The sequence below is a fragment of the Halorubrum sp. GN12_10-3_MGM genome (assembly GCF_005435235.1).
In the GTDB taxonomy this organism is placed as follows: domain Archaea; phylum Halobacteriota; class Halobacteria; order Halobacteriales; family Haloferacaceae; genus Halorubrum; species Halorubrum ezzemoulense.
Genome location: NZ_SGUB01000011.1, coordinates 58,487 through 76,063, shown reverse-complemented (window position 1 = coordinate 76,063; position 17,577 = coordinate 58,487). Strand labels below are relative to the sequence as shown.

Here is a 17,577-nt window from a genome sequence, read left to right as displayed (position 1 = left end):
CCGCGGGGACCGAGCGCAGATCTGCTGGGGACCTCAGTTCCGCTTCTCGTCGGCTTGAGACTCCGACTCCTCTAGCTCAACGTCGAGCTCCTCGTCGAGGTCGGCGTTCGCATCACCGTCAAGATCGCTCTCTAAGTCGTCGGCGTCGATCTCCGACTCGATGTCCTCCAGTTCGGCGTCGACGTCCTCGTCGCTGACGGCGGCCTCGCCGTTCGACGACTCGCCCTTGCCGAGCTCGCCCTTCAGCGTCTCCAGCTCGGCGTCGACCTCGCTGTTCGTCGAGAGGCTCTCCAGCTCGCGGTCGATGCTGTCCTTGTCGGAGAGCGCGTCTTCGAACGCGCCGGAGTCCTCCAGCTCGTCCATCGCCTCCGAGCGCGCCTCCATCTCCTCGGTGCGCTCCTCGGCGCGCTCGATGGAGCGGCTCACGTCCTCCATCTCGTCGCCGACGCCCGTCATCGCCTCGGAGACGCGGGTGGACGCCTCGGCCGCCTCGTAGCGGGCCTTCATCGTCTCCTTCTTGGTGCGGAACTCCTCGATGCGGTTCTGGAGCTTGTTCTTCTTCTCGACGAGCTGCTCTTGGGTGTTGTTCAGGTCGGCGATCTGCCCTTCGAGCTCCTCGATCTGGGTCATCTTCGACTTCTTCTTCTCGAGGGCCTTGCGCGCGAGGTCGTCGCGGTCCTGCTGGACCGCCTCGCGAGCCTGTCGGTTGTGCTTCTCGACGTTCTCCTCGAGCTTGCGCTTCTGGATCTCCAGGCGCTTCTTCTGGGTCGTCAGGTCGGCGATCCCCTGTTTGACATCTTGGAGTTCGTCGCGCATCTGTTCGTACGAGTAGTCGAGCGATTCCGTCGGGTCCTCCGCCCGGTTGAGGAGGGCGTTCACCTTCGAGCGGACGACGTAGGAGGCGCGCGAGAGGATTCCCATACCACATCGTACGCGTTCCACCCGTTAAAACCTCATGCGGTTCGCGGCGCCAGCGCGGGCAACGCGCCGGAGACACCGCCGTCGTCGTCGCCGACGCGCGCCGGCCGCGGCGGCCGAGCGCCCCCGCGGCGGCGCTTCCTGAACACTTATTCGTGACGTTCGTGTAGCCTCGGCCATGGACATCGGCGTGTTGACGGTTCCACTGGGCGGCGAACCGCTCGACGACGCGGCCGCGTACCTCGACGGCATCGGCGTCGACGCCGTCGAACTCGGTGTCGGCGGCTGGCCCGGCGAGGACCACGTCGACCGCGAAGCGCTCCTCGACGACCCGGCCGGGAGAGAGGAGCTGCTCTCGCTGCTCGACGACCGCGGGCTGCGGATCTCGGCGCTGGCGACGCACAACAACCCGCTCCACCCCAGCGAGGAGCGGGCCGCGGCGGCCGACCGCGAGCTGCGCGAGGCGATCGAGTTAGCCGACCTGCTCGGCGTCGACACGGTCACCTGTTTCTCCGGGCTCCCGGCGGGCGCGCCCGGCGACTCAACGCCGAACTGGGTCACGGCGCCGTGGCCGACCGAACACGCCGACGCGCTCGACTACCAGTGGGACGAGGTCGCGATCCCGTACTGGCGCGACCTGGCGGCCCACGCCGACCACCACGGGGTCGACGTGGCTATCGAGATGCACCCGAACATGCTGGTCTACGAGCCGACCGGACTGGTCGCGCTGCGGGAGGCGACGAACGACCGGATCGGCGCCAACTTCGATCCCTCGCACCTCTACTGGCAGGGGATCGACGTGACGGAGGCGATCCGGTTCCTCGGCGAGCGCGACGCGATCCACCACGTCCACGCGAAGGACACGAAGGTGTACGAGGCCGAGAGCCGCGTGAAGGGCGTGCTCGACACGACGAGCTACGCCGACACCGCAGACCGCTCGTGGCTGTTCCGTTCGATCGGCTACGGCCACGGCGAGGAACACTGGAAGGACGTGGTCTCGACGCTCCGGCTGGTCGACTACGAGGGCGCGCTCTCCATCGAACACGAGGACGCGCTCACCTCCTCGCGCGAGGGATTAGAGAAGGCGGTCGACGTGTTGGACCGGGCGGTGTTCGAGACGGAACCGGGCGACGCGTACTGGGCGGAGTGAGGCGGGGGAGGATCCGATGACACGAGAACCACTGAAGATCGGCGTACTGGGGTATCGCTTCATGGGCAGGGCGCACGCGAACGCCATGGCGCGGCTCCCGATGTTCTTTCCGGACGCGCCCGAAATCGAGCGGCACACGCTCGTCGGGCGCGACGAGGCGGCGCTCGCGGACGCGGCCGACCGGTTCGGCTTCCCGCACACCGCGACCGACTGGGAGGCTGCGATAGACGAGGTGGACGTCTTCTACAACCTCGGACCGAACCACGTCCACGCCGAGCCGTCGATCGCGGCTCTTGAGGCCGGGGTACCCGTGCTCTGTGAGAAGCCGCTCGCGCCGACGCTGGAGGAGGCGGCAGCGATGCGCGACGCGGCGGCCGCGACCGACGTGACCAGCGGCACCGCGTTCAACTATCGGTTCGTCCCCGCGATCCGCCACGCGAAGCGGCTGATCGAGGACGGCGCGCTGGGCGAGATCCGGCAGGTCCGCGGGCGCTACCTCCAGGACTGGCTCGTCGACCCCGAGGCGCCGTGGGCGTGGCGGATGGACGCCGACATGGCGGGATCGGGCGCACTCGGCGACCTCGGCGCGCACACGCTCGACCTCGCGCGGTTTCTCGTCGGCGACCGCGTCGGCGAGTTCGAGCGCGTCGCTGGACAGTTGACGACGTTCGTCGACGAGCGCCCCGTCCACGACGAGGACGGCGGGGTCGCCGAGTACCGCGACGTGACCGTCGACGACGCGTACAGCGCGCAGGTCGAGTACGAGTCGGGCGCGACCGGAACCTTCGAGGCGAGCCGGGTCGCCGAGGGGCACAAGAACGACCACACAATCGCGGTCCACGGGACAAAGGGGAGCCTGAAGTTCTCCTTAGAGCGGCTCAACGAGTTAGAGGTGCTGCGCGAGGGGAACCGCGGCTACGAGACGGTGTTGGTCACCGAGGAGTCGGACCCGTACGTCGACCGTTGGTGGCCCCCCGGCCACGTGATCGGGTGGGAGCACACGTTCGTCCATGAGAACTACGAGTTCCTCTCGGCGGTCGCCGAGGGCGAGTCGTTCGAGCCGTCGTTCGCGGACGGCTACGAGGTCCAGCGCGTGCTCGCGGCGATCGAGCGGGCCGACGAGCGCGGCGAGCGTGTTCCGGTCGAGTGAGAGCTCCGCCTCCGCGTTGAGCGCGACCTCGACACCGAACCGACCTCAGACTCCGACGCCGCCGCCCGGCGTGCTGCCGCCGTTCTCCTCGCTCCACTCCTCTATCGCGGAGTCCTCGCCGTTGTACCTTCCGAGCGTCTCCCGGGTGTCGAACGCGACCGGCTCCCAGACGACCTCGAAGTTCTCGTTGCCGGTCGCGTTCGGGACTGGGACCCGATCGCCCGGCCGGACGACGCCGTCGCCGGGCCACGCGCCGAACTGGACGTTCCCGTCCGGGTCCTCGCCGCGGACGTACAGCTCCTCGGCCGGGACCGGCTCGGGCCCGAGCGCGACGACGACGAGCTCGCCGCCCTCCTGTCGCCCCTCAAACTCGGCGTCGGGCGGGGCGACGCCGTCGATGAGGCCGAACACCGCCGCGCCGACGATGGCGAGCAGCAGCACGACGACCCCGACGAGCAGTCCGGTCCCCGCCAGCGGGGTGAACCCTCGCTCGTCGTCTCGGAACGCCACCATTCGGCTGTCACTCCGACACCGCCGATATAAGGGTTTGCGCACCGCGTATCAGCCCTGATAAGAATGAGGCGGTGTGGGGCCCGGCTCGGGACGGACGCGTGGCTGAACCAGCCACCGACGCGGGGTCGAACTGCCCACCGACTCGGGATCGAACCGGAAACGGGTTATTCCGCGCGGCCGAACTCCGACCGTGACGACTCGGATGAGCGACTCGGCGGGCGGACGCCCCCGCGGTCCGCGAGGGATCGCGCGCACCTGGATCGAGGTCCTCGTTCGTCCGCGGCGGGCGTTCGCGAACGGGATCACGCCCGGGGACCAGGCTCCGGCGCTGACGTTCGCGGTCGCGGTCGCCGCCGCGTTCACGCTCGGCCTGATCGCGACCGACTCCGGAGCGGTGCCCGTCGTCGTCCCCTCCTCGCGGCTCCTCTCGGACCTCGTCGTCTTCCTCGTCGCGGTCGCGCTGGCGGCGCCGGTCGGCCTCCACCTGACCGCCGCGGTCGCGACCGTCTCCGTCGTGGTCGCGAGCGTCGAGGTCGCCGACGGGAGCTTCTCGCTGCGCGACCGCGGCGGCGTGAGCGAGACGGTCCAGGTCGTCGCGTACGCGAGTTCGCCGATGGCGCTGGCCGGCCCGGCGATACCCGAACTCAGAGTCCTCTGCGGCGCGTACGCGGCGGTGCTGCTGTTCGTCGGGTTCCGCGCGGTTCACGGGCTGGGCGCGGTCCGGACGGTTGCGGCCGCGATCCCGCCCGCCGCGCTCGGGTACGGCGTCGGCTACCGCGTCGTGGCGGCGGGACGAACGCTGCTCGGCGCCTGACGCGTCGGGCCGTCGCGGCGTGACGACCGCGAACCCGCCGCGCTCCGATCGAGTCGCCGAGCCGGCTTTCGACAACCGTTTTAGGCCCGAGACTCTCGGTGTACTCAAATGGGATCCTGTATCATCTGTGGCACCGACGTCGGGGGCGGTCGCGTCTGCGACTCGCACCAAGAAGACGTCGCGTTCGACTTCCGCGGCGACTCTCCCGACGACCTGGTTCCGAGCCGCTTCTACCGGGGCGTCGTCGACGGATACGCCGAGTTCGGCGTGTTCGTCGACCTCGCGCCGGGCGTCACCGGACTGCTCCACCGCTCCGAGCTCGACCGTCGCCTCGACAGCCTCGACTGGGAGCCGGGCGACGACGTGTTCGTCCAAGTGAAAGGCGTCCGCGACAACGGGAACGTCGACCTCGGCTGGTCGATTCGACAGGCCGACCGCGAGTTCCGCGGCGTCCTCGTACAAGAGCCCTCCGGCGAGCACCTCCCCGACGAGGCGTCGGGCGACGACGTCGAAGAGTCCGAAGCCGACGACGACGCTGGCGCCGCGGAGTCCGCAGACGAGGACGAGACGGAAGCCGACGCGGAACCCGAGGCGCCGAGCGAGGAGGCCGAAGAGGCCGATGCGGAGCCGAGTGAGTCCCAATCGACGGACGCTCCTGAAGCGGATGCGGCCGCGGACGAGGGCGTCGGATCGGACGACGCGGACGCGTCGGAGGAGCCCGCGTCCGAGACGACCGCAGAAGACGAGGCGTCCGCGGAGACAGACACGGACGAGTCTGACGTGGACGAACCGGAGCCCGAGCGCGTGTCGATCACGTCGCTCGGCGACGCGGTCGGAGACTCGGTCCGGATCGAGGGCGAGGTCGTCGGCGTCCGCCAGACCGGCGGCCCGACGGTGTTCGAGGTCAGCGACGCGACGGGCGCCGTCGACGTGGCCGCGTTCGTCGAGCCCGGCGTCCGGGCGCACCCGGACGTGGAGGTCGGCGACGCGGTGCGGGTCGACGGGGAGGTCGAGAGCCACCGCGGCGACGTTCAGGTCGAGTCCGAGGCGCTCGTCCTCCTCGACGGCGAGGACGCCGAAACGGTCCGCCGCCGCCTCGCCGAGGCCCTCACCGACGAGGCGCGCCCCGAGGGGCTCCAGCCGCTGGCCGGCGACGAGACCGTCGCCGAGCTCGCTGACGACCTGCTCGACGCCGCTGAGGCGGTCCGCCGCGCGGTCCTCGAATCGCGCCCGATCGTCGTGCGCCACCCGGCGACCGCCGACGGCTACGTCGCGGGCGCCGCGGTCGAGCGCGCCGTCCTCCCGCTGATCCGCGACGAGCACGCGAAGAGCGACGCGGAGTACCACTACTTCACCCGCCGCCCGCTCGACGAGCCGGTGTACGGGATGGACGCGGCCACCAACGACGCGACGCGGATGCTCCAAGACCGCGACCGCCACGACGAGAAGCTCCCGCTCTTCCTCCTCGTCGGCGCCGGATCGACGACCGAGTCCGCCGACGGCATCGACCTGCTGTCGGTGTACGGGGTCGACGCGGTCGTCGTCGACGCCGCGGTCGCCGACCCCGAGACGCGGGACGCGGTCGACACGCTCGTCTCGCCGGAGCTGGCCGACGCCGACGGCGACGAGACGCTCTCGACGGGCGCGCTCGTCGCCTCGCTCGCGTCGGCGATCAACGACGGGGTCCGCGCCGACCTGCGACACCTGCCGGCCGTGAGCTACTGGGCGGACGCCCCCGATCGGTACGTCGACCTCGCGCGCGACGCGGGCTACGACGCCGAGCGCGTCGCCGAGCTCCGCGAGGCGGTCGCGCTGGAGGCGTACTACCAGTCGTACCAGGACAAGCGTGAGCTGATCGCCGACCTCCTGTTCTCGGACGGCGGCGACCTCGCGGCGCACGTCTCCGAGCAGTTCCGGGAGAAGCTGGAGGCCGAGGTCGAGACCGCGGACGCGAACGTCGTGACCGAGGCGGTCGACGGCGTCGAGTTCGCCCTGCTCGACACCGACGGCTACACCCACCGGTACGACTTCCCGCCGACGCCCCTCCTCCTCGACGACCTCCACCGGCGCCGCGCCGACGGCGAGCCGTTCGCGACGGTCGGCGTCGGCACCGACGAGCTGTACGTGCGCACGACCGCGGACGTCTCCGTCCGCGACGTTGCCGACCGCGCGGCCGAGCTCGCGCCGGGCGCGGACATCGCCACCGCCGGCGTCCGCGAGGGGAAGATAGAGTTCCTCTCCGGCGAGCGCGACGAGGTCGAGGACGCCGTCGTCGCCGCCGTCTCCGAGTCGTTCTGAGGCGTCACGCGGTCAGCTTTTTCGGACGCGGCGGAGTCAGCGACGCGTGAACGGCCCGGGCGGGAGGATGAGGTCGTCGAGCTCGGGACGCTGTTTCACGTTGAACACGACCGACAGCTCGTCGGTCAGCGGGTAGCCGTTACAGGAGAGCCGGAACCCCCGCTCGGCGAGGTCGTCGGGCATGATGTGGTCGGTCGGCTGCGAGAGCTCGCCCTCGGCGAGGTACACCGCGCAGTTCGCGCAGGCGCCGCCGCGACAGGAGAAGGGCCACGCGAAGCCGCTGCGCTCGGCCGCCTCAAGCAGACTCTCGTCCGCGTGGACGAGCAGGCGACCGTGGGCGTCGGGGCCGAGGTCGGCGTGGGCGGCCTTCCGGAACAGCTCGTCGTCCTCGAGCGACCAGCCGTAGTCGACGACCGCCTCGTAGTCGAGGAACTCGACGCGGGTCGACCGCGGCTCGCGCGCGTCGTCGCCCTCGGTGAGGTCGACGTCAGCCGGGTCGGTCCCGTCGCCCGCGTCGCCGTTCCCGTCGCGTTCGGACAGCTCGCGGTAGGCTCGGCGGACGAGCTGGAACTCCTCGATCGAGCCGCCCTGGTCCGGGTGCGCACGCTTCACGCGCTCGCGGTAGGCCCGTTCGACCGCCTCGTCGTCGGCGTCCTCGTCGACCTCCAACACCTCGAACGGGGAAACCATTCAGACGCCTCGCCGTACGCGCGTGACGCACATAAACTGCCCAGAAGTCGGCAGGCGGATCGCGGCGGGAGCCGAAGCGACTGCGGGCCGCGAACCGCCGCCGGTCCCCCCGACCCGTCAGCGTTTAACAGCGACGCGCCCCACTGACGGGTAATGGGAAACGCCGACTTGCGCGACCTCGCGTCGATCCGCGACGCGCCCTTCGCGGAGATCGAGGGGGGCGTCGTTGCCGTCGACGCGCACAACTGGCTGTACCGGTACCTCACGACGACGGTGAAGTGGACAAGCGACGAGAAGTACACCACCGCCGACGGCGTCGAGGTCGCGAACCTGATCGGGGTCGTTCAGGGGCTTCCGAAGTTCTTCGAGCACGACCTGATCCCGGTGATGGTGTTCGACGGCGCGGTCACCGACCTGAAGGCCGACGAGGTAGCGGAGCGCCGCGAGAAGCGCGAGGCGGCCGAGGAACGCCGGGCAGCCGCCGAGGAGCGCGGGGACGCCGTCGAGGCCGCGCGCTTGGAGGCGCGCACGCAGCGGCTCACGGACACGATACAGGAGACGACCCGCGAGCTGCTGGGACTGCTCGACGTGCCCGTCGTCGAGGCGCCCGCGGAGGGGGAAGCGCAGTGCGCGCACATGGCCGCGACGGGGATGGTGGACCACGCCGGCAGCGAGGACTACGACACGCTGCTGTTCGGCGCGCCGACGACGCTCCGTCAGCTGACGAGCAAGGGCGACCCGGAGCTGATGGACCTGTCGGCGACCCTGGAGGACCTCGGCCTCGACCGGCAGGGGCTCGTCGACGTCGCGATGCTCTGTGGCACCGACTTCAACGAGGGGGTCCGCGGGATCGGGCCGAAGACGGCGGTGAAGGCGATCGCGGAACACGGCGATCTGTGGGGGGTCCTCGACGCCCGGGACGCCGAGATCCCGAACGCCGAGGCGATCCGGGAGCTGTTCATGGACCCGCCGGCCGAGGACGTCGCGGTCGACGCCGACGTGAACCCGGACGTCGAGGCCGCCCGCGAGTACGTCGTCGACGAGTGGGGCGTCGCCGCGGGCGAGGTCGAGCGGGGGTTCGAGCGCATCGCCGAGTCGCAGGTCCAGACCGGGCTCGATCGGTGGACCTGACGGGGCGCCGAGGCGGGTGACGGAGGAGCTCGGACGCCGGGGTCGAGGTGGTTCAGACGCCGGGACCGATCCGGCGCTCCGGGCCGCCGTTCCCCGGCTCGACCGCCGCGAACACACCTTTTATTTCCTCGTCGTCAGAAGGATGATTCACACGTGTCGCGGACCGGAACCCGATCGGACCGCGGCGACCCCGACAAATGAGCTTCGACGTTCCCGACGACAGACGGTACTTGGAATCGCACGAGTGGGCGACGACCGGCGGCGACACCGTTCGGATCGGCGTCTCCGACTTCGCGCAGGACGAGCTCGGCGACGTAGTGTTCGTCGAGCTCCCCGAGGTCGGCGACGAGGTCTCCGCCGGCGAGTCGTTCGGCGTCGTCGAGTCGATCAAGGCGGTGTCGGACCTGTACGCGCCCGTCTCGGGCGAGGTCGTCGCGGTCAACGAAGCCCTGTTCGACCGCCCCGAACTCGTCAACGAGGACCCGTACGGCGAGGGGTGGATGCTCGAGGTCGACCCGGCTGAGGGCGGCGACGCCGATGGGACTCTCGACGCCGACGAGTACGACCAGCAGATCGCTTGACCGCGCCGACCCGGATCCGACGACGGACATTCGACACCGCACCCGATCATGACAACGCAACGTTTCGACCGACGAGCCGCGAACCGAGGAGCGAACGACGGCCGGGCGACGGCCCGGGGACGCGGGGGAGCGACCAGATGAGCCGGGCCAACGGCACCCCGTACGCACCGCACACGGACGAGGAGACCGCGGCGATGCTGGCGGCGATCGGCGTCGAGGACGAGGAGGCCCTGTTCGACATCCCCGACCCGGTCGCCTTCGACGGTGACTTCGGCATCGAGCCGCGGACGGAACGCGAGATCCGCGACGAGTGCGCGCGGATCTTCGCGCGCAACGACGACCTCACGGAGTTCCTCGGCCGGGGGCACTACGGCCACTACGTGCCGAGCGTCGTCGACCACCTCGCCGACCGCGCGGAGTTCCTCACGAGCTACACCCAGTACCAGCCGGAGGTGTCGCAGGGGTTCCTCCAGGCGCTCTTCGAGTACCAGTCGATGCTCGTCGAGCTGACCGGGCTCGACGTCGCGAACTGCTCGATGTACGACGCCGCGACCGCGCTCGGCGAGGCCGCGACGCTGGCGGACCGCGTCCGCTCGACATCGGGCGACGTGGTCCTCGTGCCCGAGCAGCTCCGCGAGGGGAAGCGGGCGGTACTGGAGAACTACTGCGACGGCGCCGACATGACCGTCGAGACGTACCCGGTGGCGGACGGCACGGCCGACGTCGACGCGCTCGCGGACCGCGCGGGCGACGACGTCGTGATGCTGTACGCCGAGAGCCCGACGGTGCGGGGCTGCCTCGAAGAGCGGCTCGCGGCGATCGGCGACCTCGCCGACGAGACCGGCGCGCTGTTCGCGCTCGGCTCCGACGTCGTCGCGCTGTCGGTGCTCGAATCGCCCGCGTCGGTCGGCGCCGACGTGGTCGTCGGCGAGGCCGGTTCGCTCGGCCTGCCGACCAGCTACGGGATGGGGCTCGGCATCTTCGCCTGCCGCGACGACTTCCTTCGGCAGGTCCCCGGTCGGCTCGTCGGGGCGAGCGAGGACGCGAACGGCGACCGCGCGTACACGCTGACGCTCCAGACGCGCGAGCAGCACATCCGCAAGGAGCGCGCCACATCGAACATCTGTACGAACCAGGCGTGGGTCGCGCTCCGGGCGGCGATCCACGCGGCGACGCTGGGGCCCGACGGCCTCGTCGACCTCGCGAACGACTGCGTCCGCGACGCCGAGGCGCTGGCGGCCCGGATCGAAGGCCTGTCGGGCGCGACCGCCCCCGTCCACGACCGTCACCACTTCCGCGAGTTCGTGGTCCACGTCGACCAGCCCGCCCCGGCGGTCGCCGAGGACCTGGAGGCCGAGGGGTTCGCGGTCCACGCGATCGACGACCACCTGCTTCAGGTGTGCGTCACTGACCTGAACGCGGAACGGACGGACGGGCTCGTCGCGGCCTTCGAGGAGGTGCTCTGATGATCCACGACCAAGCGAACTACGAGCGAGACGGCGAGGACGTCCGGGAGCCGCTGCTCTCGGAGAAGGGGCAAGCGACCGTCGACGTGCGCGAGGGCTCTCCACTGCCGGACGACCTGACCCGCGAGGAGCTGACGCTGCCGAACCCCTCGGAGCCGGAGACGGCGCGCCACTACACCCGGCTCTCGCAGATGAACTGGGCCATCGACGCGGGGCCGTACCCGCTGGGGAGCTGTACGATGAAGTACAACCCCAAGTTCACCGAGGACGTGGCGGCCGACCCGAACGCCGCCGTCCACCCCGACCGCTCCGCGCGCTCCGCGCAGGGGAACCTCGAACTCCAGTACCGGCTCCAGGAGGCGCTCGCCGACATCGGGGGGATGGACGCCGTCACGCTCCAGCCGCCCGCGGGCGCGGCGGGCGAACTGACGGGGATCCTCGTCACGAAGGCGTATCACGAGCACCACGGCAACGACCGCTCGGAGGTCGTGATCCCGGCGTCGGCCCACGGGACGAACTTCGCGACAGCGGCGACCGCCGGCTACGACGTGGTCGAACTGCCCTCCGGCGAGGACGGGCGCGTCGACCTCGAGGCCTTGGAGGCGGCCGTCGGCGACGACACCGCCGCGCTGATGCTCACGAACCCGAACACGGTGGGCCTCTTCGAGCGCGACATCACCGAGATCGCGGAGATCGTCCACGACGCCGGCGGCCTGCTCTACTACGACGGCGCGAACCTCAACGCGCTGCTCGGCCGCGGCCGGCCCGGCGACATGGGGTTCGACGTGATGCACTACAACGTCCACAAGACGTTCGCGACGCCGCACGGCGGCGGCGGTCCCGGCGCCGGCCCGGTCGGCGTCGTCGACGAACTGGCGCCGTTTCTCCCGACGCCGCGGGTCCGCGAGGCCGAGACGGGGTCGGGGTACGAGCGCTTCGAGCCGGACCGCACGATCGGCCGGGTCCACGGCTTCGCCGGCAACTGGCTCGTGCTGATCAAGGCGTACGCGTACGTCGCCCGCCTGGGCGACGAGGGGCTCGCCGACGCGGCGGCGAAGGCCGTCCTCAACGCGAACTACCTCGCCGAGCGGATCGACCTCGACGTTCCCTTCGGCCCGTTCCACCACGAGTTCGCGGCGACCGCGGGCGACCGCGACGCGGCCGACGTGGCGAAGCGAATGCTCGATTTCGGCGTCCACCCGCCGACGACGAAGTGGCCGGAGATGGTCCCCGAGGCGATGCTGACCGAGCCGACGGAGATCGAGGGGCAGTCCTCGCTCGACGACCTCGCCGAGGCGTTCAACCTCGCGTACGCGGACACCGACGAGGCGCTCGACGCGGCGCCGAACCGGACCGCCGCCGCGCGGATCGACCAGGTCGGCGCCGCGCGGGACCCGCGGCTCTCGTGGCAGGCGCTCGACGGGGAATAGCACGCTCGCACACACGCGAACCGACCGGCCGACCCGCGGCCCGGTCGCGCCGGGCCCGTCGACGCAGAACTAGTCGGCGTCGAGCTTGTCGGCGTCGGGCTCGTCGGCCTCGAGCAAGGCCGCCCCGGGGGGCGCGCGCTTCGCCGTTGGCCAGCCCTCGGCGTCCGACGGCGAGTCGAACGGCCCCTCGCCGTCGACGAACCGGCGCATCACCCGTCCCTCGGCGCGGTGGAGCGTCTCGCTGCACGTCGACTTCGCGATCCCGTTCGCCTCGGCCAGCTCCGTGAGCGTACACCGCCGCGGGGTGTCGTAGTAGCCCCTCTCGACCGCCGCGAAGACGAGGTCGCGCTGCGCCTCGGTGAGCGTCCGATCCGGCTCGTCGCCCCCGGTCGCGGCGACGCCGACCGTCACCCCGTCGTCCGCGAGCCGACGCCCGAACGCTTCTATCCGGTCCCGATCGCCGACGACCGTCACCGTGGCGCGGCCGTCGGCGACCTCGACCGTCGACTCGATGGGGAGGCCGACCGCCCGCGCCGCGGGGAGGTAGACGGGGGCGCGGCCGACCACGCGGAGCGTGCGAACGTCGCCGCGGCGCTCGACCGCCGTCACGCGCGCGACGCGCTCGTGGCCCCGGACCATGTCCTCCACGCGGTCCCTGTCGGTGCCGGCGACCCGAACGGTCGCCGCGGTCTCCGGAGCGTCGCCGTCGACGGCGATCGTCTCCGCGATCCGGAGCGTCGCCGCGGGGACGCCCCGCGACGCGTCGGCGAGCCACGACCCGGTCGGGAGGTCCAACCGGAGCACCGTCCGACTCATCGCTTCCACCTCGCTCCACCCCACGGACCCGCCGTCCGGGCGGTCGCTGGTACACGCATCTCCCGTGGGAGTACCGTCCCGACTCCCCTCCGCCTACCGCTTCATACGTTTCGGACCTAAGTACCCCGGGCAGAGGCGGGCGGACCGCGGGCCGCCTCGCTCGCCGAAACGTGACCGTCTCGGTCGCCGAAGCGAGGCCGCTTCGGTGGTCGGGCCGACACCGCCGCGACCGCAGCACCGAAGGCCCCGGCGCCCGGGCGCGCTGGCATGGAGACCACGGACGCGTTCGTCGGCCTGACATGCGTCGACTGCGGGGAGACGTTCGACGCGGAGGCGGCGACCCACCGGTGTCCCGACTGCGACGGCATCCTCGACCCGACGTACGACTACGACCGCGTCGGGCTCACGCCGGAGACGCTCGACGCCCGCCCCGACGGGTCGATGTGGCGGTACGACGAGCTCCTCCCGTTCCCCGCCGAGACCGCGGTGTCGCTCGGCGAGGGGGCCACCCCGCTCGTGGAGTGTCCCGGGCTGGCGGACGCGATGGGCGTGGGGCGGGTCTTGTTGAAAGACGAGGGCGCGAACCCGACGGGGACGTTCAAAGACCGGGGGCAGGCGGCCGCGATGACGGCGGCGCGCGAGCACGGCGCAAGCGAGGTCGCCCTGAACAGCGCGGGCAACGCGGGGCAGGCGGCAGCGGCGTACGCGGCCCGCGCAGACCTCGACGCGCACGTGTTCCTCCCCTCGCGGGCGGGGTTCACCCAGAAGGCGATGACCGAGGTCCACGGCGCGGACCTGACCGTTACCGACCCGGTGGACGGCAGCTCCCAGATCGGCGACGCCGGAGAAGCGTACGCCGAGGCGATGGCTGACAACCCGGAGTGGTACTCGACGAAGACGTTCGTCACGCCGTACCGCCACGAGGGAAAGAAGACGATGGCACTGGAGCTGCTGGCACAGCTCGACTGGGAAACCCCCGAAGCGGTCGTCTACCCGACCGGCGGCGGCGTCGGGCTGGTCGGGATGCACAAGGCCGCCCGGGAGGCGAGAGAGCTGGGGTGGACCGACGAACTGGTCCCGATGTACGCCGCGCAGGCCGCGGGCTGCGCCCCGGTCGTCCGCGCCTACGAGTCCGGGGCGGACCGCCACGAGCCGCTCGCGGCCGACGAGGTCGACACTGCGTGCAACGGGATCGCGATCCCGGATCCGGGCGCGAGTCACCTCATCTTGGAGGCGGTCCGCGAGTCCGACGGCGGTGCGGTGGCAACGACCGACCGGGAGATCCTCGACGCCGCGGTCGACGTGGCTCGCACGGAGGGGCTCGAGGTGGGCGCGACCTGCGCGGCCGCCGTCTCGGGGGCGTTCGCGCTCGCGGAATCTGGCGAGTTCGGTCCCGACGACACCGTCGTCCTGCTCAACACCGGCGCGGGCAACAAGGACGTGGACGCGCTGCGCGCGCACCTCGGAGAGCGAGAGGCGGCGGCCGCCGAGCGCGACGGAGTCTGAACTCTCGGGCACCTGAGTTCCCAGTCGCCGGAGCGGCTACATCTCCCAGTAGTCGACCGCGTCGTCGATCTCGTGGAAGCCGGACAAGGAGCGCTCGTCGCGGCCGCCGGGCGGCGACCCGACGAAGACGCCGAACGTCTCCGAATCGGGGTACACCGTCACGTCCGGCTCGGTCATCGTCGACAGCGCGAGGTAGCGCACGGGGTCGTCGCCCTCGTTGACGACGCGGTGCGCGCCCGACTCGTCGGCGGCGAAGGCGACGTAGTCGCCGGCCGCGATCTCTTCCGTCTCTCCCCCGTGGCGGAGCGTGGCCTCGCCCGCGAGGACGTAGAGCGCCTCCTCGTTGGCGGTGTGGTAGTGGTACGGCCACGACTTCGCCCCGGCGGGGAGCTCGTAGAGGCTACAGCCGATCGCCTCGCCGTCGGCCGCTTCGGCCAGTTGCTTCCGGCAGAATCGGGTCCCGCCGCGGTCCGTCTCGCTCCAGTCGAGGTCGCCTTCGTTGACGCGTCCCATGACCCCGGCACTCCGCGGGAGCTAAAAACGGTTCGGGAGACCGCATTCCCGCTCGTCGACGACGGCAGCCCGAGGCCGAGATCGGCTACTGACCCGGGCCCGGGGTCGCCCGGCGAACCGGAACCACTACGGCCGGGCCCCGCCACGCCTCGCGTATGGAACTCGGGGTCATCGGACTCGGGCGGATGGGGCAGATCGTCGCGAACCGGTCGCTGTCGGCGGGCCACGACGTGGTCGCGTTCGACCTCTCGGCAGAGGCGACCGCGGAGGCGGCCGAGAACGGCGCGGAGCCCGCAGATTCGCTCGCGGACCTCTGCGACCGGCTGGACCGGTCCGGCGGCGACGAGGACGCCGGCAAGCGGATCTGGCTGATGGTGCCCGCGGGCGACGCGGTCGACGCCACGCTCGCGGACCTAGAACCGTACCTCGACGGTGACGACGTGGTCGTCGACGGCGGCAACTCCCACTTCGAGGCGTCCACGCGGCGCGCCGCGGATACCGACGCCGCATACCTCGACTGCGGCACCTCCGGCGGCCCCGCGAGCGCGGAGGCGGGCTTCTCGCTGATGGTCGGCGGTCCGGCGTGGGCCTACGAGGCGATGGTACCCGTGTTTGACGCGGTGGCGACCGGACCGGACGGCCACGACCGCATGGGCGAGTCCGGGTCGGGCCACTACGTGAAGATGGTCCACAACGGCGTCGAGTACGCCCTGATGCAGGCGTACGGCGAGGGGTTCGAGCTCCTCGCCGACGGGCGCTACGACCTCGACATGGAGTCGGTGGCGCGCACGTGGAACAACGGCGCGGTGATCCGGTCGTGGCTCTTGGAGCTCTGCGAGGAGGCGTTCCGCGAGGAGGGATCGGAGCTCGGCGACGTGGCGGACCACGTCGCGGGCGGCTCGACGGGGACGTGGACCGTCGAGGAGGCGCTCGAACAGGAGGTCCCGGTGCCGATCATCTACCAGGCGCTCGCGGAGCGGTTCGACTCGCGCAACGAGGGCCGCTTCTCGCGACGGCTCGCGAACCGACTCCGGTACGGGTTCGGTCGCCACGAGGTCGCGCGGCGGTCGGACGAGGAGTGAGGGCGAGCACCCCGCGGACCGCTCGGTCACGGCGCGCTTGAGGACGCTGACTGAGAACCGGGCGCGTTCCGTCCCCGATTATCAGGGCCGGTCACGGCCGAGAAACACTTATGTATGGTCGTGGTAGGTGTTGACACGCATAGAATGTTCGAGCGATTCTCGAGCGGCTACTACCTGGGGGAACTGTACGTGGAACCCCATGACGGCGAGCGCGCCGTCATCCGGCGGGCGGACCACGAACACGTCAACGAGCAGCTGTACGCGGACGGGGACGGCGTCGAGCGACTCGACGCCCCGCTCGTCATGAAAGTCGACGGCGGCCACATCCCGGTCGGCGGCGACGACGACGTACCGAGCGGCACGCTCGCGATTCCGCAGGGACTCGCCGACGAGACGCTCCCGGACCGGCGGAACGTGCTGTTGGCGGACGCGGACCGCGCCGAGACGCTCCTCCGCTGGGAGGGGTGGGAGCCGTTCGTGAACGCGTAGGACGCCGCCGCGTGTCTGAGGGAGTCGCGAACGGCGAAGGCCGCGGCGGTAGCGCCCGGAGACCGATAGGGGCGGGCCCGCGCGTCGAGTCGAACTGCGCGTGGGACCGACCGGCATAGCGACCGCGTAGGCGGGAAATGGTTCGATGTCGGGCCGCGGACGCCGCCGGAGCCGCCCGATCGGGCACTCGTGTTATTATGCCGGTCCGGCTCGTGTCGAACGTATGGCGCTCGCGCTCTCGGCCGGGCTGGTTGCGACCGTCGCGGTCGTCGTCGCGGTCGCGGGCGCCGTCAACGGGGTCGCGGGGTTCGGCTTCGCGGTCGTGGGGACGACGGTGCTCGCGTCGACGCTCGACCCGGCGGCCGCCGTCGCGTTCATGATCGTCCCGATGTTCGCGGTGAACGTCGCCCTCGTCGGAGAGCTCACGCGCGAGGAACTGCGGACCTGCGGGGCCCGGTTCGCACCGCTGCTCGTGGCCGCGCTCGTCGGCACCCTCGCGGGGATGGCGCTGCTCGATCGCCTCCCGGCGGCTCCCCTGCGCGTCCTGCTCGGCGTCGTCTCGCTCGGGTTCGTGGCGACCGCGCAGCGCGCGGTCGCGCTCCCGTCGCTGCCGACTTCGGCCGACCGCGAGCGCGCCGAAGGCCCGCTCGTCATGGGGGTCGTGGGCGTCGTCTCCGGCGTCCTGTTCGGCGCGACGAACGTCGGCGTCCAGCTGGTCGCGTTCGTCCGGAGCTTCGACCTCTCGCACGGGGTGTTCGTCGGCGTCGTGGCGCTGGTGTTCGTCGGGATCAACGGCCTTCGCGTCGGGGCCGCGGGCGCGCTCGGACTCTACCCGGACGCCGCGTTCGCGCTCGCGTCGGCCGCCGCCGCGGTCCCTGCGGTCGCCGGCGTCGCCGTCGGGACTCGCCTCCGAGACCGCGTGAGCGAGCGGCTCCGGCGCGGCCTCGTCCTCGGCCTCCTCACGGTCATCGGGCTCCGGCTGATACTCGGCGGCGCGGGCGTCGCCTGACCGGTGTCGCCGTCGCTCCGC

17 protein-coding genes are annotated in these 17,577 nt (G+C 71.5%); 12 read left to right on the top strand and 5 right to left on the bottom strand.

Features of this window, described 5'->3' with window-relative positions; all coding sequences use genetic code 11:
• Nucleotides 1-33: 33 nt before the first annotated feature.
• The gene (locus EXE47_RS10075) at nucleotides 34-921 is read right to left on the bottom strand and encodes a PspA/IM30 family protein (RefSeq protein ID WP_086216435.1); all 888 of its coding nucleotides are present in this window, start codon (nucleotides 919-921) and stop codon (nucleotides 34-36) included.
• Nucleotides 922-1,096: 175 nt separating this feature from the next.
• Here EXE47_RS10075 and EXE47_RS10070 point away from each other — a divergent pair, with 175 nt between their 5' ends.
• Both EXE47_RS10070 and EXE47_RS10065 read left to right on the top strand, forming a co-directional pair.
• Nucleotides 1,097-2,068 (top strand): sugar phosphate isomerase/epimerase, encoded by a 972-nt coding sequence (locus EXE47_RS10070; RefSeq protein WP_086216436.1) that lies wholly within the window; start codon nucleotides 1,097-1,099, stop codon nucleotides 2,066-2,068.
• A gap of 16 nt (nucleotides 2,069-2,084) precedes the next feature.
• Nucleotides 2,085-3,218 (top strand): Gfo/Idh/MocA family protein, encoded by a 1,134-nt coding sequence (locus tag EXE47_RS10065; RefSeq protein WP_089308615.1) that lies wholly within the window; start codon nucleotides 2,085-2,087, stop codon nucleotides 3,216-3,218.
• 45 nt (nucleotides 3,219-3,263) lie between these two features.
• Here the strand turns inward: EXE47_RS10065 and EXE47_RS10060 are convergent, their stop codons facing one another.
• On the bottom strand, nucleotides 3,264-3,731 hold the full coding sequence (locus tag EXE47_RS10060) for a type IV pilin (protein WP_049930779.1): 468 nt from the start codon (nucleotides 3,729-3,731) through the stop codon (nucleotides 3,264-3,266).
• Nucleotides 3,732-3,933: 202 nt separating this feature from the next.
• Between EXE47_RS10060 and EXE47_RS10055 the strand changes: the two genes are divergently transcribed.
• Both EXE47_RS10055 and EXE47_RS10050 read left to right on the top strand, forming a co-directional pair.
• Nucleotides 3,934-4,545 (top strand): YIP1 family protein, encoded by a 612-nt coding sequence (locus tag EXE47_RS10055; RefSeq protein WP_089308614.1) that lies wholly within the window; start codon nucleotides 3,934-3,936, stop codon nucleotides 4,543-4,545.
• 108 nt (nucleotides 4,546-4,653) lie between these two features.
• On the top strand, nucleotides 4,654-6,843 hold the full coding sequence (locus EXE47_RS10050; protein ID WP_089308613.1) for a DHH family phosphoesterase: 2,190 nt from the start codon (nucleotides 4,654-4,656) through the stop codon (nucleotides 6,841-6,843).
• Between the two features lie 36 nt (nucleotides 6,844-6,879).
• On the opposite strand, the gene fer is transcribed toward EXE47_RS10050, so the two are convergent.
• Nucleotides 6,880-7,533, bottom strand: coding sequence for a ferredoxin Fer (fer, locus tag EXE47_RS10045; protein WP_049930784.1), 654 nt, complete (start codon nucleotides 7,531-7,533; stop codon nucleotides 6,880-6,882).
• A 153-nt stretch (nucleotides 7,534-7,686) separates the two neighbouring features.
• On the opposite strand from fer, the gene fen reads away from it, so the two are divergent.
• The 4 genes from fen (at nucleotide 7,687) to gcvPB (ending at nucleotide 12,141) form a co-directional block, all read left to right on the top strand.
• Nucleotides 7,687-8,664, top strand: coding sequence for a flap endonuclease-1 (gene fen, locus EXE47_RS10040; RefSeq protein WP_089308612.1), 978 nt, complete (start codon nucleotides 7,687-7,689; stop codon nucleotides 8,662-8,664).
• A gap of 197 nt (nucleotides 8,665-8,861) precedes the next feature.
• The gene (gene gcvH / locus EXE47_RS10035; protein WP_089308611.1) at nucleotides 8,862-9,245 is read left to right on the top strand and encodes a glycine cleavage system protein GcvH; all 384 of its coding nucleotides are present in this window, start codon (nucleotides 8,862-8,864) and stop codon (nucleotides 9,243-9,245) included.
• A 137-nt stretch (nucleotides 9,246-9,382) separates the two neighbouring features.
• Nucleotides 9,383-10,711, top strand: coding sequence for an aminomethyl-transferring glycine dehydrogenase subunit GcvPA (gene gcvPA, locus EXE47_RS10030; protein ID WP_089308610.1), 1,329 nt, complete (start codon nucleotides 9,383-9,385; stop codon nucleotides 10,709-10,711).
• The gene (gene gcvPB, locus EXE47_RS10025) at nucleotides 10,711-12,141 is read left to right on the top strand and encodes an aminomethyl-transferring glycine dehydrogenase subunit GcvPB (protein ID WP_089308609.1); all 1,431 of its coding nucleotides are present in this window, start codon (nucleotides 10,711-10,713) and stop codon (nucleotides 12,139-12,141) included. The genes gcvPA and gcvPB overlap by 1 nt, the downstream gene beginning before the upstream one ends.
• 69 nt (nucleotides 12,142-12,210) lie before the next feature.
• On the opposite strand, the gene EXE47_RS10020 is transcribed toward gcvPB, so the two are convergent.
• A complete protein-coding gene (locus EXE47_RS10020) occupies nucleotides 12,211-12,957 on the bottom strand; it encodes a helix-turn-helix domain-containing protein (RefSeq protein WP_089308648.1) in 747 nt (248 codons plus the stop codon).
• Between the two features lie 267 nt (nucleotides 12,958-13,224).
• Here EXE47_RS10020 and EXE47_RS10015 point away from each other — a divergent pair, with 267 nt between their 5' ends.
• Nucleotides 13,225-14,463, top strand: a complete 1,239-nt coding sequence (locus EXE47_RS10015; RefSeq protein ID WP_089308608.1) for a threonine synthase — start codon at nucleotides 13,225-13,227, stop codon at nucleotides 14,461-14,463.
• A 36-nt stretch (nucleotides 14,464-14,499) separates the two neighbouring features.
• On the opposite strand, the gene EXE47_RS10010 is transcribed toward EXE47_RS10015, so the two are convergent.
• Entirely contained in the window at nucleotides 14,500-14,976 is a 477-nt protein-coding gene (locus tag EXE47_RS10010) for a cupin domain-containing protein (RefSeq protein ID WP_089308607.1), read from the bottom strand.
• Nucleotides 14,977-15,131: 155 nt separating this feature from the next.
• Between EXE47_RS10010 and EXE47_RS10005 the strand changes: the two genes are divergently transcribed.
• From EXE47_RS10005 to EXE47_RS09995, 3 genes are all read left to right on the top strand, one after another.
• Entirely contained in the window at nucleotides 15,132-16,058 is a 927-nt protein-coding gene (locus EXE47_RS10005; protein ID WP_049930795.1) for an NADP-dependent phosphogluconate dehydrogenase, read from the top strand.
• Nucleotides 16,059-16,202: 144 nt separating this feature from the next.
• On the top strand, nucleotides 16,203-16,547 hold the full coding sequence (locus EXE47_RS10000) for a DUF5802 family protein (RefSeq protein WP_049930796.1): 345 nt from the start codon (nucleotides 16,203-16,205) through the stop codon (nucleotides 16,545-16,547).
• A 223-nt stretch (nucleotides 16,548-16,770) separates the two neighbouring features.
• Nucleotides 16,771-17,556 (top strand): TSUP family transporter, encoded by a 786-nt coding sequence (locus EXE47_RS09995; RefSeq protein WP_089308606.1) that lies wholly within the window; start codon nucleotides 16,771-16,773, stop codon nucleotides 17,554-17,556.
• Nucleotides 17,557-17,577 lie beyond the last annotated feature (21 nt).